A 19,127-nucleotide genomic window follows, 5' to 3' on the forward strand; every position below is an offset into this window, starting at 1 on the left:
TCCATGCCATCGCTGAACCGGACGCTTTGCCATATCCTGCCGCTGATGCTGCTGTGCCAGCCGGCAACGGCGCAGGATGCGGCACCGCCTGCCGAGCCACCCTTCACCTCCATACAGCCGGGCGATTTCGCCATCGCCGGATCCCTGTCCAACAGTTGGGCCGACTTCGACAATGATGGCGACCTCGATCTCGTTGTCTCGCTCAAGGGGGGCGATATCCGCCTCTATCGCAATGACAATGGCACGTTCGTGAACGTCGGGCCGGAACTGGGACTTCCCACATCCGGCCCGGAAATGCGCGGCGTCGCCTGGGGCGATTATGACGGCGACGGCTGGATCGACCTGCTGGGCGGGGCGACCATGCCGGGCGAACAGAGCCTTGTGTTCCGCAACGAAGGCGGCAGGAAGTTCACCAATGTCGCGCCCGAACTGGGGCTGACCATCCCCAACCGTTCCGCGCGCCAGACCAGTTGGGTCGACTATGACAATGACGGCGACCTCGACGTCTATGCTGCCAATCGCATCGGCCCCAACAGCCTCTATCGCAACGACAAGGGCAAGTTCGTGCAGGTCTTGGCCGGCACCGGCGTGTCGGATAGCCGGCCGACCGTGGGCGCCTGCTGGTTCGACTATAATCGCGACGGCTTTCTGGACGTCTTCCTGGCCAATCAGTCAGGCGCGGCCGATGCGCTGTGGCGCAACAATGGCGACGGCAGCTTCACCGATGTCGCGCCCGAACTGGGCCTGGACAATCCGGGCCGTTCCAAGGAGGAAGGCGGTGTCGGCTGCGCCGTTGGCGACTATGACAATGACGGCTATCTTGATCTGTTCGTGCCCAATTATGGCGTGAATGCGCTCTACCATAATAATGGCGACGGCACCTTCACCAACATCGCCAAGGAGATGGGGGTCGGCATCGACAATCATGCCGTCGGCGCGGTGTGGGGTGATTATGACAATGACGGCTATCTCGACCTCTATGTCACCTCCTATCATGGCCCGCGCGACCAGCAGCAGCCCAGGGACAGCCTCTTCCATAATGAAGCGGGCAAGGGCTTCCGCCAGGTTCTGGCCGAAACGTCGCAGCTCAATGTCGGCGACCATGGCGTGCAATGGGTCGATTATGACCGGGACGGTGCGCTCGATCTGTCGGTGATGCGTGGCTATACCAGCCAGGGCGGCCATTTCCTGTTCCACAATGATCTGGACCGGGCAGCGGCCAGGCGCAGCCTGTCGGTTACGCTGCTCGACGCGAAGGGGCGTTTCACCCGTATGGGGGCAGAAGTGCGCCTCTATGACAAGGCCGGCAAGATATTGGCCACGCGACAGCTGTCGACCGGCGACGGCTATAATTCGGAGAATGCGGCGCCTCTGCATTTCGGCCTGAAAACCATGGACGCGGTCAAGGTCGAAGTCACCTGGATGAGCCGCAAGGGGCGCAAGATCCAGACCTTGCCGAACGTCGATCCGGCGAAATATGCGGGTAAATCGCTCGTCATCAGGGAGCGGTAAGTCTCGCGAGATCGGGGGCTGCGGGCAGGGCATCCGCAGCCCCCGACGCTTTCAGGTCGCGTCGAACCGGGTGGCGCCCGCTGGCAGCGAGAAGCGCTTGAGCGTGCGCGCTTCCGCTTTGGGGGCGTAGATGGTCGACATGGCGATATAGTCGCCGGTCGCCTTTTCCCGTGTCAGCGTCAGCAGGATATAGCCCTTGGCGCGCTGGTCGCAAAAGGCGACCTCCGGGCTTGCCTGTTGCAGCAGGTCGCCGATCGGCATTTTCGGCAGCATGTCGCCGATCGACGGGCTGCTGATCGATGACGTGCCGAACTCGACGCCGATGGCATTGCCCTGTGCGTCGGCCAGTTGATTGGCCCAGAAGGCATGGCTGTCGCCCGCCAGCACCAGCGGATGGGTGCCGGCCCGGCGGATGCTCTGGTACAGCCGCTCGCGCGCGGCGGGATAACCGTCCCAGGCATCGAGGTTGAAGGGCAGGCCGGCGCGATAGCCCGCTTGCGCCAGTTCCACCTGCGCCCGCACCGACGGTTCCAGCGTCGCGATCATGGCCGCGGCCTTCTCTGTGCCGAACAGCTTGGCGAGGTCCGGGCCGTTGACCCGCGCCATCACCACCTGATTGCCCAATATCTGCCAGGGCGTGCCGGCCTTGACCGACGCGGCCAATTCCTTCTCCAGCCAGGCGCGCTGCGGCTCGCCCAGCATCTCGCGGTCCGGCCGGTTGCGTTCGGCCAGCACCGCCGCAACTTCCGATCGGCCCGGCGTCTCGCCCTTGAATCCGGCCTGTTCGCTGCGGGCGAGCAGGCGCGTCTCGACCATCAGCAGGGTGGCGAGATCGCCAAAGTCGAACCGGCGGTTGATCGCTTCCCAGGGATCATTGCCCTGCGGATCGCGGATCGGCATCCATTCGAAATAGGCCTGCATCGCGGCCGCCTTGCGCTTGGCCCAATCGCCCTCGGTCGCGGGCTGGTGATTTTCCGCGCCGCCGATCCAGCTGTCATTGGCGGTTTCATGATCGTCCCAGACGCAGATGAAGGCGGCACGGGCATGCGCCGCCTGCAGGCTCCTGTCGCCCTTGTAATGGGCGTGGCGGGTGCGATAGTCGGCCAGCGTCACGATCTCATGCGCGGGTTCCAGCCCGCGCCCGATCTTCTGGCCGATCTCCGCGCCATAGCCGTCGGCGCCATATTCATAGATATAGTCGCCCAGATGCACGATCGCATCGATCCGGTCGAGCGCGGCGATCGAGTCATAGGCGGTGAAGAAGCCGCCGGGGTAGAGCTGGCAGGAGACCACCGCCAGCACCGCATCGGCCGCGGCGCCTCTGGCCAGGGTGCGAAAGCGGCCGACCGGCGATGGCGTGCCGTCCGCCAGTTCGAACCAGTAATGATAGTCATGGCCGGCCTTGAGCGTGCGCGGCTCGACCTTGACCGTGAAGTCGCGAGCGGGGCGGGCCTGCGCCGCGCCGCTTTCGACCGGCTTGCCGCCGGCGCTTTCGGCGACATGCCAGCGCAGGGGGATCGCCGCCTGCTGCGCCGGGTCGACCGGGGTGACGCGGGTCCACAGGATCGCGCCGCGCTCGGTCGGGTCGCCGCTGGCCACGCCATGGACGAAGCTGGCGGCGGCTTGTGTCGCCGCCATGCCGATGCCGGGGAGGGCGGCACCCGAGCCGATCAGGCCCAGCGCCGCGCGACGGTCAAGCTTCATGCTGTCCTCGCTCATTGCGCACCGCCAAAGCGGAAGCTGGCCGACACGCCATAGAAGCGCGGTGCCCCGCCGATGAAGGTCGGCATGCCCAGGCTGTCGCCGGTATTGCCCGCATCCATGATATATTTCTTGTCGAAGGCGTTCTCGATGAAGCCCTCGATCCGCCAGGCGCCACCGGGCGCTTCATAGCCAAGCCGCGCATTGACCAGCGCATAGCTGCCCTGCCATTCGTCCTGGATATTGTCGGCGACCAGCGCAGCGGGCGGCTGCTGCAGGTCCGGGCGGTCATTGTCATCGTCGAAATAGGCCTTCGACTGCCAGGTGACGCTGGGCGTGAAGACGATGCGGCCGGGACCGGCGGGCAGGGACGCCTGCGCACCGAAGGACGCGCTATGGTCGGGCGACAGGCGGAAGTGGTTGCCGTCGCGCACCCCCGTCTTGAAGCGGCTGTGGTTATAGGCATAGGTCGCGAACAAGGTCAGCACGTCGCTCGGCACCCAGCGCAGCTGGCCCTCGAAGCCATAGCTTTCCGCCTTGCCGGCATTGGTCAGGACGAACTGCGTGCCCTGCTGCACCGTGGTCTGGAAATTATCATATTGGTAGAAGATGGCCGCGCCGTCGAGGAACAGGGTGCGGTTCATCAGCGCGGTCTTGGCGCCCAGTTCGAAACTGTCGACCGTTTCGGAGTCCAGCACGGAAAAGCGGGTGGCGCCCATCGGCGCGGACGGCGCGCTGGCGGCCAGCACTTGCGGGCGACGGCCACGGGCATAGGTGGCATAGAGGCTGGTGTCGGTGCCCGGCTTGTAGCGGGCGGTCAGCCGCCAGGAAAAGCCGCCATTGCGCAGCGTGTCGCTGTCGACCCCGCCATTGCCGGCGGTCGGCTGAGCGCCGAGGCCGAACATCGGCACCGGATCGGCGGCCGAGGTCGGGATGTTCGCCGCGCCGGGCACGGCCAGCGCCTGCAGCAGCGCGGTGCGCACCGCCGCCGGCTGGCTCAGCGCGCCGATCAGCCCGCCCAGGATCGACCGGCCATTGTCGACCGACGACATATAGGTGCTGCGCTTGTCGTCATGGGTGTAGCGCAGGCCGCCGCCAAGCTCGAACTGGTCGGACAGGCGCAGGGTCACGTCGCCGAACAGGTCGAAGGCACGGGTGCGCGCGCCATTGGTGGTGCTTTCGAGATGGTTGGACTTGAGGTTGGTGGCGATCGCCTGGGCCTGCGCGCTCGACAGCGCGACGCCATAGGCGCTGGCGACACCCTGCAGCAGCGCGCCGGTGAAGGCGGGGCTGGCGAGCAGGGCGGCCGGCACCGGATCACTCGCGGCGCGGCCGGGGATAGCACCGCCGCCGTTCAGCGCGCCGGCCAGCCGGGCGAGGGTGGCGCGCTCGTCAAACTGGGTGGGAACGCGCTGCGTGCCATTTTCCCAGAAATAGCTGCCGCCCAGGAATGCCGTGATCGGGCCGCTGTCATAGGTCAGGCGGAATTCCTGGCTGAACTGGCGGCCGCGCGCATCTTCCGCCGCGGTCAGCATCGGCAGGGAAATGCCGTCGGCATCGAAGATTTCCAGCGCGTCGAAGCGGCGGAAGGCAGTGGTGGAAGTGAGGTTGAACTGGTCGTTGAGCTTCAGCCTGGCGATGCCGGTGACGCCCCAGACCTGGCGATCAAGGCCCAGCCCCTTGCCACCCTCGAAGCCATCGGCCGCTGCCAGCGCGGCGCCGCTGTTGCGGCTGCGATCGCCGATCACCACGCCGGTGGCCGGATCGGTCGGATTATAGGCGATCGACTTGAAGCCGGTGCCGCTTGGTGTGTCCTTCTGATAATTGCCGATCAGGTCGAAGCTCAAATCGCCCTTCTCGCCATGGAAGCTGCCGCGCACCGCCTTGGTGTCGGCCGAGTTGAAGTCGGCGCCGCCCAGCAGGTTTTCGGTATAGCCGTCGCGCTTGCGGATGCGGCCGGCCAGGCGGATCGCCATGCCTTCGCCGATCGGCGCATTGACCATGCCCTCGGTCAGCCAGCTATTATAATTGCCATAGGAGACCCGGCCCGCTGCTTCGACATTGTCGAGCTGCGCCTTGTTCTGGATGATGTTGACCGCGCCGATCAGCGCGCCGCGACCATAGAGGGTCGATTGCGGCCCTTTGGCGATTTCGACCCGCTCGATATCGAACAGCTCGACATAGGAGCCGCGCGACTTGGAGATGGAAACGCCGTCCTGATAGACAGACACGCGCGGTTCGTTGCTGGCGGTGCCGCTATCCGACGTGATGCCGCGCATCACGAAGCCGGGATTGTTGGGCGACTGGTTCTGGACGTCGAAACCGGGCACGAAGCGCGACAGCGCGTCGAACTCATAAAGGCCCATACGGTCCATCTGTTCATTGCCGACGACGCTCAGCGCCATCGGCACGTCGATCGGGTCCTGTTCGCGCAGCTGCGCGGTGACGATGATCGAATCGGCCGACGCGGCATCGGGCGTTTCGGCATGGGCGGTTGCCGTAGCGAAAACGTGCAGGCTGATAGCGGCCAGAGCTAGAGAACGGAAGTGCATGATATTTCTCCCCTTTCGGCGCTCGGGTAGGAGGGGAGTATGAAGCGCGCATGACAGTGATGCGCAGCTTATATGACGGCGGCACTGGATGCGCTCTGCCGCCATCTGGCACCGACCCGGATCAGCCGGCAACTGGTCCGCCGCGGGGATATATAGGCGTCGCCCGGCTCAGGCCGCCGATGCAGGTCGCGTTAGCCGTTCCGCCAGGAAGTCCACGAACACGCGCAGCCGTGCCGGCACATTGGTGCCGCCCAGGAACACGGCATGGATCGTCTCGATATCGCCGGGATTATAGTCTTCCAGTAACGGCACCAGGTCGCCCGATGCCAGTTCCGGCTGGACGCTGAACCGGCCGACCCGCGTGATGCCGACGCCATCGGCCGCCAGCTGCCCCAGCGTTTCGCCATTATTCGCCTCGATCGTGCCGCGCACGCTCAGCGCATAGTCGCGCCCGTCCTTGCGGAAGGGCCAGACCGGTTCGGCGCGGCGAAAATTGAAGTTCAGGCAGTTATGGTCGTGCAGATCCTCCGGCACGACCGGCGTGCCATGGCGGGCGAGATAGGCGGGCGAGGCGACGATGACACGGCCATTCTCGCCCAGCTTGCGGGCGGTCAGCGGACTATCGGCCAGTGGCCCGAAGCGGATCGCGACATCCGCTTGCCCGCCGGCGATATCGACCAGCCGGTCGCTCAGGCTGATGTCGACCAATATATGCGGATAGAGCTGCGCAAATTCGCCGAGCAGCGGCACGATGCACAGCCGGCCATGGGAATGGGCGGCGCTGACCCGCAGCCGCCCGCGCGGCGCGCCGCGATCGGCGATCGTCTGTTCCGCCTCGTCCAGATCGGCCAGGATGCGGCGCGCGCTGGCCAGATAGGCCTGGCCCTCCGCCGTCAGCGTCAGCGCGCGGGTGGAGCGCAGCAATAGCCGCACCCCCAGCCGATCCTCGATCCGGTCGACCGCGCGGCTGACCGCCGACGGCGTCAGCCCGAGCAATCGCCCGGCGGCCGAAAAACTGCCCTCGGCCACCACGGTGGCAAAGGTTTCCAGCGCCCGCGCCCGATCGGCATGAAAGGGTATCTTTTCATCCATTGCAAAGATCCTTCGCCTTGCGGCCCTCTAAACGCGGAGAGTCCTGCCTTCCATTTATGCGTCCATCACGGAATGGAAAGGGATGAAGATGGAATATCGGCAATTGGGGGCATCAGGCCTGCGCGTGCCGGCGCTTAGTTTCGGCACCGGCACTTTCGGCGGCTCGGGGCCTTTGTTCGGCGCCTGGGGCCATAGTGACGCGCAGGAGGCCCGCCGGCTGCTCGACATCTGCCTCGACGCCGGCATCACCCTGTTCGACACTGCCGATGTCTATTCGAACGGCGCGTCCGAAGAGGTGCTGGGCGCGGCGATCAGGGGACGGCGCGATCAGCTTCTGATCTCGACCAAGCTCGGCCTGCCGACCGGCGATGGTCCCAATGACTGGGGCGTGTCGCGCGACCGGCTGATCGGCGGCATTGAAGCCGCGCTCCGTCGCCTTGGCACCGATCATATCGACCTGCTGCAACTGCACGCCCTCGACGCCTCGACCCCGGTCGAGGAATTGCTGGCGACGCTCGACAAGTTGGTCCGCGCCGGCAAGCTGCGCCATGTCGGCGTGTCCAACTATCCCGGCTGGCAGTTGATGAAGGCGCTGGACGTGGCGGATCGTCATGGCTGGCCGCGCTTCGTCGCACACCAGGTCTATTATTCGCTGATCGGCCGCGCCTATGAGGCCGATCTGATGCCGCTTGCCGCCGACCAGGGCGTGGGCGCACTGGTGTGGAGCCCGCTCGGCTGGGGCCGCCTGACCGGCAAGATCAGGCGCAGCAGCCCGATCCCGGAGGGCAGCCGCCTGCACCAGACCGCCGCCTTCGCGCCGCCGGTGGAGGAGGAGCATCTCTATCGCGTGGTCGACGCGCTGGACGAGATCGCGGCGGAAACCGGCAAGACGGTGCCGCAGGTCGCGCTCAACTGGCTGTTGCAGCGGCCGACCGTGTCGTCGGTCATCATCGGCGCCCGCAATGAGGAACAGTTGCGCCAGAATCTGGGTGCGGTGGGCTGGTCGCTGACCGCCGATCAGGTCGCCCGGCTCGACCGGGCCAGCTACCAGATGCCGGCCTATCCCCACGCCCCCTATCACCAACAGTCCGGTTTCGCCCGGCTGAACCCGCAGCTTGTCTGACGGGAGGAACATCATGAAGATCAATCCACCGCTGCTCGCGCTGGCGGCCGGTGCCTTTGGCATCGGCGTCACCGAATTCGCGCCGATGGGCCTGTTGCCTGTCATCGCCGCCGACCTTGGCGTCTCCATCCCCGCCGCCGGCCTGCTCATCAGCGCCTATGCGATCGGCGTCATGCTGGGCGCGCCGCTGATGACGCTAACCACCGGGCGCTTGCCGCGCCGCACCCTGCTGATCGGCCTCGCGGCCATCTTCACCATCGGCAATCTGATCGCGGCGCTCTCCACCAGCTATGCGATGCTGCTGTTCGCGCGCATCATCACCTCGCTCAACCATGGCGCCTTCTTCGGCGTCGGATCGATCGTCGCCGCCAGCCTGGTCCCGCCCCAGCGGCAGGCGGGCGCGGTCGCCGCCATGTTCATGGGGCTGACCATCGCCAATGTCGTCGGCGTGCCGCTGGCGACCTGGGCGGGGGAAGTCATGGGCTGGCGTGCGGCCTTCTGGGGCATTGCGGCGCTGGGAGTCCTCACCATCGCGGCATTGCGCCTGACCCTGCCCGACATGCCGGCCCCGACCGAGGGCGATGCACGGTCCGAACTGCGCGTGCTGATGCGCGGGCCGGTGCTCGCCGCGCTCGGCCTTACCGTGGTCGGCGCCAGCGCGATGTTCACCGTCTTCACCTATATCACCCCGATCCTGCGCGATCAGACCCATGGCTCGATCGGCTTCGTGACGGCGATGCTGGTCCTCTATGGCGTGGGCCTCACCATCGGCAACTGGCTGGGCGGACGCTTTGCCGACCGGTCGGTGGACAGGACGCTGATCGTGACGCTTGCTGCGCTGACGGCGATCCTCATCGCCTTCGCCTTTGCCATGCCCTTTGCCGGGCCGACGGCGGTGCTGATCTTCCTGTGGGGCATTGCCAGCTTCGCGCTGGTGCCGCCGCTGCAGGTGCGGGTGATGAGCGCCGCGGCCGACGCGCCCAACCTCGCATCCTCGATGAACATCGGCGCCTTCAACCTGGGCAATGCGATCGGCGCAGCCCTGGGCGGCGCTGTGATCGCCGCTGGGTTGAACCTGCCGTTCGTCGCGATCGCCGGGGCCGCTGCGTCCAGCCTCGGGCTGATTGCGCTGCTGCTCAGCCGCCGCAGCGGCGCGCCGCGTGCCGCCACCGCCTGACGCTCACAGATAGGCGACACGGGCCGGCACGGTCACGCGGATGGTCGTGCCGGTCCTGGTGGTGGAGATGATCTCCACCGCGCCATCCATCCGTTGCGCTCGTTCGCGCATGCCGACCATGCCATAATGGCCTTCGCGCGATCCGGCCGCCAGCACCGCTGCGGACAGGCCGATGCCATCATCGATGATCGCCAGCGACAGCCGGTCGGTGCCATGATGCAGCTCGACGATGATGGTCCGCGCCGCCGCATGGCGCAGGCTGTTGCTGATCGCCTCGCGCGCGATCCGCATCATCTCGTCGGCGACCGGGGCGCAGACCAGCCGCACGGTGCCGGCCTCCTCGACGCGCCAGTCCAGCCGGTCGCCGACCATCTCGTCCAACAGCGCGCGCAGACGGACCGCCATCGCCACCGGCTGCAATGCCTGTCGCAGCGAATGGACCCGCTCGCGACTGTCGACCAGCACATCCTCGGCCCGGTCGAGCGCGCCTTCCAGCTCGGTGCGGGCGCGTTCGCCGCGCGGCAGCAACTCGACCACCGCCTGGAAGCGCAGCATCAGCCCCTGGAACCCCTGCAACAGCGTGTCGTGCAGTTCCCGTGCGATCCGTTCGCGCTCGGTCAACTGTGCCTCGACCCGGCTGCGTGCCCGCTCGGTCACGACATGCAGGCGCCGGCGGTAGAGCAGCCAGCCGGCCAGCAGGATCAGGCTGATGCACAGGATGCGGAACCAGCGCGTCTGGTAGAAGGCGGGGGCGATCTCGAACGCGAGCGCTGCGCCCTGCCTGTTCCATACCCCGTCATTGTTGGCCGCTATCACATGGAAGCGATATTGGCCGGGCGCCAGATTGGTATAGAGCGCCTGCCGCTCCGTCCCGGCATCGAACCAGCCGGTGCCGCTGCCCTCCAGCCGATAGCGGAAACGGTTCTGCGCCGCATCGGTCAGGCTGAGGGCGCTATAGTCGATCTGCACCCGGCCGCTATGGGCGGGCAGGGCGATGCTGCCCGCGGTCAGCGGATAGGCCTTGCCATCGACCCGCAGCGACCGGATCGCCACGGGCGGCGGCACGCTATTGCGGGCCAGCCGGGCGGGATCGCTCCAGGCCAGACCCTGATTGGTGGCGAACCAGAGCTGGCCGTCGCGATCGAGGGCGATGTCGTTCGCCTCGAACAGGTTGGATCGCGCCCGATAATCGCCTTCCTGGCCGACCCGCTGGTAGAGGATGGGGCGATCGGGCTGGGCAAGGCCCTTGTCCAGCGCATCGCTGCGCATCCGCACGATACCGGTCGCGCCGTTGATCCAGGTCCAGCCATCGGCGGTGCGGGCGATGCCGGTAATCCCGGCCAGATAGGGATGGGTGCGTTCGCCCAATGACTGCAACCGGCCACCCTTCAGGCGCGCCAGCCCCTTCATCCCGCCGATCAGCCACTGGTCGCCATCGGCCCGCAGGGTCAGGATCGACCCGATCGGGCTGGTCCCGGCGGGCAGCAGCGCCGTCTCCTCGCCATCGCGAATGCGCAGCAGTCCGCGCCGGCTGCGCCCGGCGATCAGGCCGCCATGCCCATCGGCGCGCAACAGGGTGATGGTGCCGCCCGGCTGCCCCGCCGCGCCGCTCGCCGGCACCAGCCGCCCGCCGTCCAGCCGGTAGAGCCGGTCCATCCCGGTCCAGAACTGTCCGCGATCGTCGCGTGCGCAACTGACCGACAGCGGCCCTTCGACCGACGTCGTGCGGCGGACATCGCCGCGGTCGTCCAGGTCGAGCAAGAAGGCGCCTTCCAGGCTGATCGCCAGCAATTGCCGGTCGTCGCCGCACAGCACGCCAATGTCGGCGCGCGGAAAGATCAGCCGGGGCTGGCGCTGGCCCGGCCCGACGCGGTAGACGCCGCCGATACCGGCATAGAAGATATGGGCCGATCGGACCGGCGCGACGAAGCCGGTCACCAGCGCCTCCTCGCCCGCGCGGATCAGGCTGGCGGCGGCATAGCGTTCCACCCCGGTCTCGGTGCCGACCCAGATATTGCCTTCCCGGTCCTCCAGCGCGGCGAGCGACAGCGGCATGTGCCCGGCCGCGACCTCGACCTTGTCGCCGCCCGCAGGAAGCCGTGCCAGACCACCATTCTGGCCGGTGATCCAGGCCGTGCCCTGGCGATCGACATGGATATGGCGGGTGACATAGGGGGTGTTGACGGGATCGAGCCGGGCCGCGGCCTGCCCGCCGGAAATCGGCCGGATGCCGTTGTCGTCCGCCAGCCAAATCCGGCCCGCCCTGTCCTCGTCCAGCGCGGCGAAGGGGGCGACCTGCATCGCCAGCGGGGCGAAGCGCACGGCACCGGGCGCCAGCCGCAGCAGGTGCGGCGGCAGGGCTAAGTAAAGGCTGCCGTCCGACGCGGCCAGCATCGGCCCCATCATGCCGTCGGTCACGCCCTGCTGCGCGCCATAGCGGCGCCAGCGGCCATGCTGGTAACGCGATAGCAGCATCTTGCCGCGCGCTTCGGCCGCGACCCAGATCGATCCGTCGCGCGCCTCCACGATGCCGGCGACGCCGCCCTGCGCCGGCCAGGGATTGGCATCGCGCAGATGGCCGTCGCGATAGAGGGCGATGCCGCCGAAATCATGGCCGACCCAGATGTCGCCATTGCGCGCCGCCAGCAGGGCGGTGACCTGCAAGGATCGGCGCGGGTCGTCGCGATCGGCCAGCATGCGCTCGAACCGGATGCCGTCAAAGCGGTAGAGGCCTGTCGAAGATCCCAGCCACAGATAGCCGTCCTTGCCCTGCGCCAGCGCACGGACATTGCCCGGCGCCCCGTCCTTCAGCGTCCAGCGGCTGTGGCGCAACTGGCTGATCGACTGGCTCGGGTCCAGCGCCTGCCCCGGCTGGGCCAGCAGCATGGCCGCGATCGCCGTGATGATCGCCCGGCGCTTCATGATCTTCTGCTCGGTCGCGACATGGGGGCCTTGGGGCGGGAGGAACCGACAGCCGTAGCGCTGCGGGCCGATGCGATACAAGCCCCCCGTTAGAGGGGCGCTCGCCCCCTCCATCCGGGCTTTGGGAAATCGTGACGCAGCCGCATCATTCCCGCCATGCCGGATATCGCCAGTCTTAACACGCGCCCCAACCTGCCGCATCGGCTCGACGCCGCGCCGCTTCTGGACCTGCTGGCGCGGGCGCAGATGCTGCTGCATCGCGACCCCAACCGGGCGGACCTGTGCCTCGATCAACTGCGCGACCTGCTGCGGCAGGGCACGGATGCGGACGACGGCGCCGTCATGCTGGCCCGGCGTCCCGACAGCCATTGCTCGCCGCCGACCGGCGGGCTGGCCGGCTGGCAATTGCGCAAGGTGACCGCCTATGTCGAGACGCGGCTGGGCCGCACGCTGGTGACGGAGGAACTGGCGCTGGTGGCGAGCCTGAGCCCCGGTCATTTCTGCCGCGCGTTCAAGGTCAGCATGGGCGAAACGCCGCATGCCTATGTCATCCGCCAGCGCATCCGCCGGGCACAGCGGCTGATGCTGGAAACCGGCCACAGCCTGTCGGACATCGCCAGCGCCTGCGGCCTGACCGACCAGGCGCACCTGACCCGGCTGTTCAAGCGGCTGGTCGGCACCACGCCGCTGTCCTGGCGCCGGACCTGGCAGGGATCGCCATTGGCGGCACAGGCATGAACAGCAAAAGGCTGGAGGCGTTCACCGACGGGGTGATCGCGATCATCATCACCATCATGGTGCTGGAACTGAAGGTGCCGCGCGGCGGATCGCTCGCGGATCTTGCGCAATGCCTGCCGCTGCTTATCGCCTATCTGCTCAGCTTCGTGAATGTCGGCCTCTACTGGAACAATCACCATCATCTGTTCCAGCTCAACCCGCGCATCGACGGCCGGGTGCTGTGGGCCAATCTGTTCCTGCTCTTCTGGCTCAGCCTGGTCCCGTTCGTCATCCGCTGGCTGGACGAGAGCGCCTGGTCGACCGGCGCGACGGCGGCCTATGGCATGGTGCTGGGCGCGGCGGCGATCGGCTATTTCCTGACCGAACGGGCGATCATCGCCTGCAATGGCGCAGGCTCCAGGCTCGCCCGCGCGCTCGGCATGGACTGGAAGGGCTGGGGAACGCTGGCCATATATGGCGCGGCCATTCCCCTGAGCTTCGTCAGCCGCTGGCTGGCGGTCGCGCTCTATGTGCTGGTCGTCGCGCTCTGGTTCGTGCCCGACCGGCGGTTCGCGCGGGTCGCGCTGCCCTGATCTTCAGCCCCCGTGGGGCAGTGCGGCCGCCGGGTGGCGGACGCACAGCAGGGTGCCGACCAGCACGATCGCGCCCGATACCAGCAGCGGCAGCGCCAGCCCCATATGCACCACCATCAGCGCGCCGGCCGCCGCGCCCGCGAAGATGGCGACGATCGCCGCGATCCGCCGGCCAAGATTGGGATTGGCGCCGCCCGCTAGGCTGGAATCCGCCGCAATGCCGGTGACGGTCAGGGTCAGCACGGTGGTGGTGAGGTCGGGCACCTTCAACTGCCGGATGGTGGCGTTGCGAAAGCCCATCGCGATCGCGGTCAGGCCGATGATCGTGAACAGGCCGGCAGCGGGCTGGAGCGTGGGCACATGGAAGTTCAGCGCGACCACCGCCGCGATCCACAGCAATGCCGCCTCGATCAGCGCGGCGACCGTCAGCCAGTGGCGCAGCGGGCGTTTGCCCAAGCCCTGGCCGACCCGGCCGGCGATCAGCGCGCCGATGAAGAAGGTCAGCAGCGCGACCAGATAGGGCGCCACCCTGAAGCCCGGCGTCTGTGCCGCAGCGAAGCCCAGGAACACGACATTGCCGGTCATGTTGGCGGTGAACACCTTGCCCAGGCCCAGCACGCTGACCGCGTCGACCAGGCCGGTCGTCGCCGACAGCAGCAACAGCAGGCCGGGCAGGGGGGATGCGCTTTGGGACGCTGGCGGCATGATGATGCTCCTCACAGGATCTAGAAACGGAAATTGGCCTCAAGGCCGGTCATGGCGATGGTCTGGGCCGGGCCGGTCTCACGGATGAAGGCGCCCGGTGCGAAGAAGGACAGCGAAGTTGACAGTTCCAGCTCCGCCGTCGCCTGCCAGGCCAGCGTCGCCTCCACTTCCTTGCCGATGAAGCGGGCGCGGCTGTCGCCGGGGCCACGGATCAGGTTGCCGGGAATGTCGTAGACGCCGTCATGGCGGGCGTATCGCCAATAGGCCATGCCGGCGACGCTGGCGGAAAAGCCGTCACCCAGCGGCGCGCTGATCCGGGGATTGAGGCTGACGATGTTGGTCGGCCCGACGGGCGAGAGTTCGCCGAAATATTTGCCCTTGGGGAAGAGCGCGTTGAACGTGCCCAGCCTGTCATCTTCGCTGTCACGATCGCCGCTCACGATGTTGAAGCGGATCGTGGCGTCGGGCGACAGCGGCAGGCCGGGCAGGGTGCGGCCGACTTCGGTGCCGATCGTCCAGGCGGTAATGCGCTGCCCGTCATAATGGCCGAACTGATAGACGCCCTCGACATTCCAGTGCCAGTCGCCCCGCGCGCCATGCGAACGAAGGCCGAGACTGTGGCGCTCCTCCCGGCCGGTCAGCCCGCCGAAGCGCGCGGCGCGGTTGCGATAGCCCAGATAATAGAGGTCGAGATCCGGCAGCGTCGCATAGGCGCCCCACAGCCTGCGGGTGTCGGACGTGCGATCGTCGAAACTGTCGGAGCCGGGCTGTACCGGGTTCAGCAGGAACAGGTCGAGCGCGCGGCCCTCGCCCAGGGACAGGCTGCCGCGCACGCCGTCGAACGCCAGCGGGGTATTGGGACCATAGCGGGTGCCGACCAGCCTTTCGGTGCCGAGTGAAACCATCTGGCGGCCGGCGCGCAGGGTGACGGGTCCGGCGCCGACTTCGGCAAAGCCCTGGAGCAGGTCGAGCCGGCTCTGGTCGATCGGGCTGGCCGAGGGCGCAACGCCGACCGCATGGCTGATGATCGGCTGGACAAAGGCACGGGCATGGAGCCGGTCCGGCGCGCCGACATGCAGGTCGGCATAGGGCATGGCGCGCGCCCATAAATAGCTGTCGTCGGGCGCATCGGCCCCGCCCCAGAGATTGTCGACATAATTTTCGTTGCGCAGCCGCAGTTCGACGCCGGTGGACAGCCAGACATCGTCGCCCAGCGGGATATATTTGAACGGGCCCGTCCAGTGATGGCCGCGCTTTTGCGCGTCCGCCAGATCCGACCAATCCTCGTCATAGCGGGTGATCGACAGGGTCGGCGCCTGCCAGGCCTCCCGCGTCTGCGCGGCCAGCGGCGGGCAAGCGCAGAGCGAGAGGGCAAGGCAGACTGATTTTTTACACACGGCGCTGCGCCTGTTCGGCGACCAGCGCCGCCAGGATGAAGCCGCCGATCAGGCCCAGATGCTCGAAAAAGGCATTGGTGGCCATGAACCGCTCCTGCCCCATCGGCATCGTCCAGAAGGCGTTGGCGGTGAAGGCGGCCAGCAGGGTGAAGACGCCCAGCATCCCCGCGCCCAGCCAGGCCATGCGGCCGGTCAGGATCAGGATCGGCCCGATCAGTTCGATCGCGATGGTGAGCGCGGCCCAGAGCGCTGGCGGGTTCATGCCGAAATGCGCCTGCTCGGCAACCGCCGCCGGCCAGTCCGTCAGCTTGACGATGCCGCCCAGCAGATAGGCGCCGACCAGCAGCAGCCGGGCGATGAACCAGGTCGGCTTCCAGTCGAGGATCGCGTCAACGAAGCGGGGATCGCGGTCGGTGCGCATTTTACTTCGCCTCGGGCGCATGAACTTCGGCGATATAGCCGCCCGGGAAGCGCAGGATCGCGCTCTGGCGACCGGCGACGCTCTGCGGCGCGACCAATGTTTCGACGCCGGCGGTCTTCGCCTTGGCCAGCGTGGCGTCCATGTCGGCGACCTCATAACCGGTCATGTCGCGGCCATAGGGCCAGGGGAGTTGGCCGTCCGAGACGAAGACGGTCATCTTGCCATAGCCGCTCTCGATGGCGACGCGGCGGATGGCCTTGCCGGGCTGGCCGATTTCCTCGCCCTTGGCGGCGCGATCGTCGGAGACGATCCTGCCATGGGCAAAGCCGGTCCAGTCCCTGATGAACCGGTCAGCGACGTCGGCGGTCAGGTAGATGCGATTTTCCGGCACGGTGGCGAGCGCAGCATAGCTGGGCTTGGCGGTGTGCCAGTAAAGCTGCATGTTCACGCCACCAGCCCATTGCACCACCACGTCGCGGCCGATGGGATCGGGGAAGGTGGTGATGCGGCGCACCGCGCCATGCTTGAGCGCGGAGGCAACGGCCGCGTCCATGTCGCTCACCAGATAGCCGGTCCGCTCATCGCCGAACGGATAGGGGATCGGCGTCTTGAAGCCGAAGACCGAGACGGTGCCGGCCGGAGTCAGCGCCAGTTGCGACTTGGTCAGGCTGGGCGTCGGCGTCACCTGGAACTCGCCCTGCTTCGACGTCTTGCCGCCGAAGGTCGCGACGAAGCTGGTGACGAAGGCGTCGAACTGGCCTTCGGGCACATAGACATGGGTCGTGTCATATTGCGGGCCGACCGCATAATCGGCGCTGGCGGCGGGCTTTGCGATGGCGACCGGCATAGGCATCAGGATGGCGGCGGCGAATAGGAAGGCGAAGCGCTTCATGGACTATCTCCAGGCAGGAAGTCTTTCTCGTCATCCCCGCGAAGGCGGGGATCCATCTCCGGGCGTTGCGCCGTCGGGCTTGGTTGCGAGATGGATTCCCGCTTGCGCGGGAATGACAATGATTTGCGGTTATCGTCAGACGGCCCAGCAGCCGCAGCCGAGCGATCCCCAGAAGGTCTGGACATCGGCGGCCGGCACATCGGCGCCCAGCGCCGCGGCATGATCATGGCCATGGACGCCGCAGGCCGAATGGCAGGCACAGGCCGATGCCAGCTGCGCGCGCGCCTCACGGGTCTTGTGATAGCCGCCGAAGGTGGCGACCGGCGACCAGTCGGGCATGGGCTTTGGCAGATCGGGCGCGAGCGGGGCATAATCGCCCTCGCCATGGACCACCTTGCCGCCGAGCAGGGTCAGGACCGATCGGATATGGACGATCTGATCGTCCGGCACCGCAAAATAGTCGGCCGACAGCAAGGCGAGGTCGGCCAGTTGCCCGGCCTTGATCTGCCCCTTCTTGCCGATCTCGTTGGAGAACCATGTATTCTCGTGCGTCCACATCGCCAGCGCCTTTTCCCGGCTGACGCGATTGTCGCCGCGATAGAGGGCGAAGCCGCCGACGGTGCGGCCTGTCACCAGCCACGACAGAGATACCCACGGGTTATAGCTGGCGACGCGGGTGGCGTCGGTACCGGCGCCGACTGGGATGCCCGCCGCGATCATCCGGGCGATCGGCGGGGTGCGCTCGGCAGCCTTGGCGCCATAGCGCTCGACGAAATATTCGCCCTGATAGGCCATGCGATGCTGCACGGCGATGCCGCCGCCCAGCGCGGCGATCCGGTCGATATTGCGGTCGCTGATGGTTTCGGCATGGTCGAAGAACCAGTTGATGCCCTGCAAAGGGATATCCCGGTTCACCTTTTCATAGACGTCGAGCGCGCGGCCGATCGTCTCGTCATAGGTGGCGTGCAGGCGCCAGGGCCAGCGATGCTCGGCCAGCAGGCGGATGACCGGCTCCAGATCGCCCTCCATATTGGCCGGCATGTCCGGCCGGGGCTGGCGGAAATCCTCGAAGTCGGCGGCGGAATAGACCAGCATCTCGCCCGCGCCATTGTGGCGATAGCTGTCGTCGCCCTGGCCCGGCGTCACCTGTTTCACCCAGCCGGAGAAATCGGCCAGCTCTTCCTTGGGCTTCTGGGTGAAGAGATTATAGCTGATGCGGACGGTCAGTTGATCGTCCTGATGCAGCTTCTCGATGATCTCATAATCGTCTGGATAATTCTGGAAGCCGCCGCCTGCGTCGATCACGCCGGTGACGCCCAGCGCATTGACGTCGCGCATGAAGTGACGGGTCGAATTGAGCTGATAGTCCTGCGGCAGCTTTGGCCCCTTGGCCAGCGTCGAATAGAGGATGGTCGCATTGGGCTGGGCCAGCAGCAGGCCTGTCGGGTTGCCGGCCGCGTCGCGGACGATCTCGCCGCCCGGCGGATTGGGCGTGTCCTTGGTATAGCCCACGACGCGCAGCGCGGCGGCGTTGAGCAGCGCGCGATCATAGAGGTGCAGGATGAAGACCGGCGTGTCGGGCGCGACGGCATTCAGTTCGGCGATGGTCGGCAGGCGCTTTTCGGCGAACTGATGTTCGGTGAAGCCGCCTACCACGCGCACCCATTGCGGAGCAGGGGTACGGGCGACCTGGCTTTTAAGCATATCCATCGCCTCGGCCAGCGTCGGCACGCCATCCCAGCGCAGTTCCATGTTGAAATTCAGGCCGCCGCGAATGATGTGCATATGGCTATCGATCAGGCCGGGGATCAGGCGATGCCCCCTGGCATCGATCACCGTTGCGTCCGGCGCGGCGGCGCGCACCTCCGCCTCGCTGCCCACGGCCAGGAACTTGCCGTCGCGGATGGCGACCGCTTCCGCCACCGGATTGCTCCGGTTCAGCGTCGTCACCTTGGCATTGACGATGATCGTGTCGGTCATGGGGCGGTCCTTGGCTTGAGCAGGAAAGGGGGAGAGAAGGGCGGAGGCGGCCACCCCGGCCATGGCGTCGCGGCGGGTAATCACGCGTCGCCCTTTTGATTGTCGGCCCGATTGTTCGGGAGCGTGCCCAGTACATGGTCGCGGCATTCGTTGCGCACGAAGCGGGTCAGTTCATGGGCATCGGCCCAGCGCCTGGCGAGCGGCACGATCTGTTCGCCGACCAATATGCCCAGCAGGCCGATCAGGGCCACTACCGGGGGCGCGGGCGAGCGCACCCCCAGCAGCGAATAGACGATGCCGACCAGGAGACCGGCGCCGAGGGAGAGAAGATAGACTTTCATCG

15 protein-coding genes are annotated in these 19,127 nt (G+C 67.0%); 5 read left to right on the plus strand and 10 right to left on the minus strand.

Annotated elements, in window-relative coordinates; translation table 11 throughout:
- The first annotated feature begins 3 nt into the window (after positions 1-3).
- Positions 4-1,512, plus strand: a complete 1,509-nt coding sequence (locus E5554_RS10785) for a CRTAC1 family protein (RefSeq protein WP_136186760.1) — start codon at positions 4-6, stop codon at positions 1,510-1,512.
- A gap of 51 nt (positions 1,513-1,563) precedes the next feature.
- Here E5554_RS10785 and E5554_RS10790 read toward each other — a convergent pair whose 3' ends face one another.
- From E5554_RS10790 to E5554_RS10805, 3 genes are all read right to left on the minus strand, one after another.
- Positions 1,564-3,216: an alkaline phosphatase D family protein gene (locus E5554_RS10790; protein ID WP_136186761.1), complete on the minus strand. Its 1,653-nt coding sequence runs from the start codon at positions 3,214-3,216 to the stop codon at positions 1,564-1,566.
- Positions 3,217-3,227: 11 nt separating this feature from the next.
- Positions 3,228-5,765, minus strand: a complete 2,538-nt coding sequence (locus E5554_RS10795; RefSeq protein ID WP_136186762.1) for a TonB-dependent receptor — start codon at positions 5,763-5,765, stop codon at positions 3,228-3,230.
- Positions 5,766-5,933: 168 nt separating this feature from the next.
- A complete protein-coding gene (locus E5554_RS10805) occupies positions 5,934-6,857 on the minus strand; it encodes a LysR family transcriptional regulator (protein WP_017499799.1) in 924 nt (307 codons plus the stop codon).
- A gap of 88 nt (positions 6,858-6,945) precedes the next feature.
- Here E5554_RS10805 and E5554_RS10810 point away from each other — a divergent pair, with 88 nt between their 5' ends.
- Positions 6,946-7,980 carry an aldo/keto reductase gene (locus E5554_RS10810; protein ID WP_136188313.1) on the plus strand — a complete coding sequence of 345 codons (1,035 nt, stop codon included), beginning with the start codon at positions 6,946-6,948 and terminating at the stop codon, positions 7,978-7,980.
- 13 nt (positions 7,981-7,993) lie between these two features.
- Positions 7,994-9,157, plus strand: a complete 1,164-nt coding sequence (locus tag E5554_RS10815; RefSeq protein WP_136186763.1) for an MFS transporter — start codon at positions 7,994-7,996, stop codon at positions 9,155-9,157.
- A 3-nt stretch (positions 9,158-9,160) separates the two neighbouring features.
- Here E5554_RS10815 and E5554_RS10820 read toward each other — a convergent pair whose 3' ends face one another.
- Positions 9,161-12,160 (minus strand): sensor histidine kinase, encoded by a 3,000-nt coding sequence (locus tag E5554_RS10820; protein WP_136186764.1) that lies wholly within the window; start codon positions 12,158-12,160, stop codon positions 9,161-9,163.
- A gap of 75 nt (positions 12,161-12,235) precedes the next feature.
- Here E5554_RS10820 and E5554_RS10825 point away from each other — a divergent pair, with 75 nt between their 5' ends.
- Together E5554_RS10825 and E5554_RS10830 are read left to right on the plus strand one after the other, a co-directional pair.
- Positions 12,236-12,817 (plus strand): AraC family transcriptional regulator, encoded by a 582-nt coding sequence (locus E5554_RS10825; RefSeq protein WP_136186765.1) that lies wholly within the window; start codon positions 12,236-12,238, stop codon positions 12,815-12,817.
- A complete protein-coding gene (locus E5554_RS10830; protein ID WP_017499794.1) occupies positions 12,814-13,389 on the plus strand; it encodes a TMEM175 family protein in 576 nt (191 codons plus the stop codon). The genes E5554_RS10825 and E5554_RS10830 overlap by 4 nt, the downstream gene beginning before the upstream one ends.
- A gap of 3 nt (positions 13,390-13,392) precedes the next feature.
- On the opposite strand, the gene E5554_RS10835 is transcribed toward E5554_RS10830, so the two are convergent.
- The 6 genes from E5554_RS10835 to E5554_RS10860 all read right to left on the minus strand — a co-directional run bounded on the left by E5554_RS10835 (position 13,393) and on the right by E5554_RS10860 (position 19,125).
- On the minus strand, positions 13,393-14,094 hold the full coding sequence (locus E5554_RS10835; RefSeq protein WP_136186766.1) for a YoaK family protein: 702 nt from the start codon (positions 14,092-14,094) through the stop codon (positions 13,393-13,395).
- 20 nt (positions 14,095-14,114) lie between these two features.
- Entirely contained in the window at positions 14,115-15,491 is a 1,377-nt protein-coding gene (locus E5554_RS10840) for an alginate export family protein (RefSeq protein ID WP_136186767.1), read from the minus strand.
- The gene (locus tag E5554_RS10845; protein ID WP_136186768.1) at positions 15,484-15,912 is read right to left on the minus strand and encodes a DoxX family protein; all 429 of its coding nucleotides are present in this window, start codon (positions 15,910-15,912) and stop codon (positions 15,484-15,486) included. The genes E5554_RS10840 and E5554_RS10845 overlap by 8 nt, the downstream gene beginning before the upstream one ends.
- A gap of 1 nt (position 15,913) precedes the next feature.
- Positions 15,914-16,804: a glyoxalase gene (locus E5554_RS10850; protein ID WP_136186769.1), complete on the minus strand. Its 891-nt coding sequence runs from the start codon at positions 16,802-16,804 to the stop codon at positions 15,914-15,916.
- Between the two features lie 135 nt (positions 16,805-16,939).
- Entirely contained in the window at positions 16,940-18,784 is a 1,845-nt protein-coding gene (locus tag E5554_RS10855) for an amidohydrolase (RefSeq protein WP_136186770.1), read from the minus strand.
- Between the two features lie 80 nt (positions 18,785-18,864).
- Positions 18,865-19,125 (minus strand): XapX domain-containing protein, encoded by a 261-nt coding sequence (locus tag E5554_RS10860; protein WP_069336477.1) that lies wholly within the window; start codon positions 19,123-19,125, stop codon positions 18,865-18,867.
- Positions 19,126-19,127: the final 2 nt, after the last annotated feature.

Source organism: Sphingobium sp. PAMC28499, assembly GCF_004795815.1.
In the GTDB taxonomy this organism is placed as follows: domain Bacteria; phylum Pseudomonadota; class Alphaproteobacteria; order Sphingomonadales; family Sphingomonadaceae; genus Sphingobium; species Sphingobium yanoikuyae.

Excerpts from the sequence above, each read along its gene's own strand:
- E5554_RS10785 (WP_136186760.1), top strand. The coding sequence starts at position 4 with ATGCCATCGCTGAACCGGACGCTTTGCCATATCCTGCCGCTGATGCTG.
- E5554_RS10790 (WP_136186761.1), bottom strand. The coding sequence starts at position 3,216 with ATGAAGCTTGACCGTCGCGCGGCGCTGGGCCTGATCGGCTCGGGTGCC.
- E5554_RS10795 (WP_136186762.1), bottom strand. The coding sequence starts at position 5,765 with ATGCACTTCCGTTCTCTAGCTCTGGCCGCTATCAGCCTGCACGTTTTC.
- E5554_RS10805 (WP_017499799.1), bottom strand. The coding sequence starts at position 6,857 with ATGGATGAAAAGATACCCTTTCATGCCGATCGGGCGCGGGCGCTGGAA.
- E5554_RS10810 (WP_136188313.1), top strand. The coding sequence starts at position 6,946 with ATGGAATATCGGCAATTGGGGGCATCAGGCCTGCGCGTGCCGGCGCTT.
- E5554_RS10815 (WP_136186763.1), top strand. The coding sequence starts at position 7,994 with ATGAAGATCAATCCACCGCTGCTCGCGCTGGCGGCCGGTGCCTTTGGC.
- E5554_RS10825 (WP_136186765.1), top strand. The coding sequence starts at position 12,236 with ATGCCGGATATCGCCAGTCTTAACACGCGCCCCAACCTGCCGCATCGG.
- E5554_RS10830 (WP_017499794.1), top strand. The coding sequence starts at position 12,814 with ATGAACAGCAAAAGGCTGGAGGCGTTCACCGACGGGGTGATCGCGATC.
- E5554_RS10835 (WP_136186766.1), bottom strand. The coding sequence starts at position 14,094 with ATGCCGCCAGCGTCCCAAAGCGCATCCCCCCTGCCCGGCCTGCTGTTG.
- E5554_RS10845 (WP_136186768.1), bottom strand. The coding sequence starts at position 15,912 with ATGCGCACCGACCGCGATCCCCGCTTCGTTGACGCGATCCTCGACTGG.
- E5554_RS10850 (WP_136186769.1), bottom strand. The coding sequence starts at position 16,804 with ATGAAGCGCTTCGCCTTCCTATTCGCCGCCGCCATCCTGATGCCTATG.
- E5554_RS10855 (WP_136186770.1), bottom strand. The coding sequence starts at position 18,784 with ATGACCGACACGATCATCGTCAATGCCAAGGTGACGACGCTGAACCGG.
- E5554_RS10860 (WP_069336477.1), bottom strand. The coding sequence starts at position 19,125 with ATGAAAGTCTATCTTCTCTCCCTCGGCGCCGGTCTCCTGGTCGGCATC.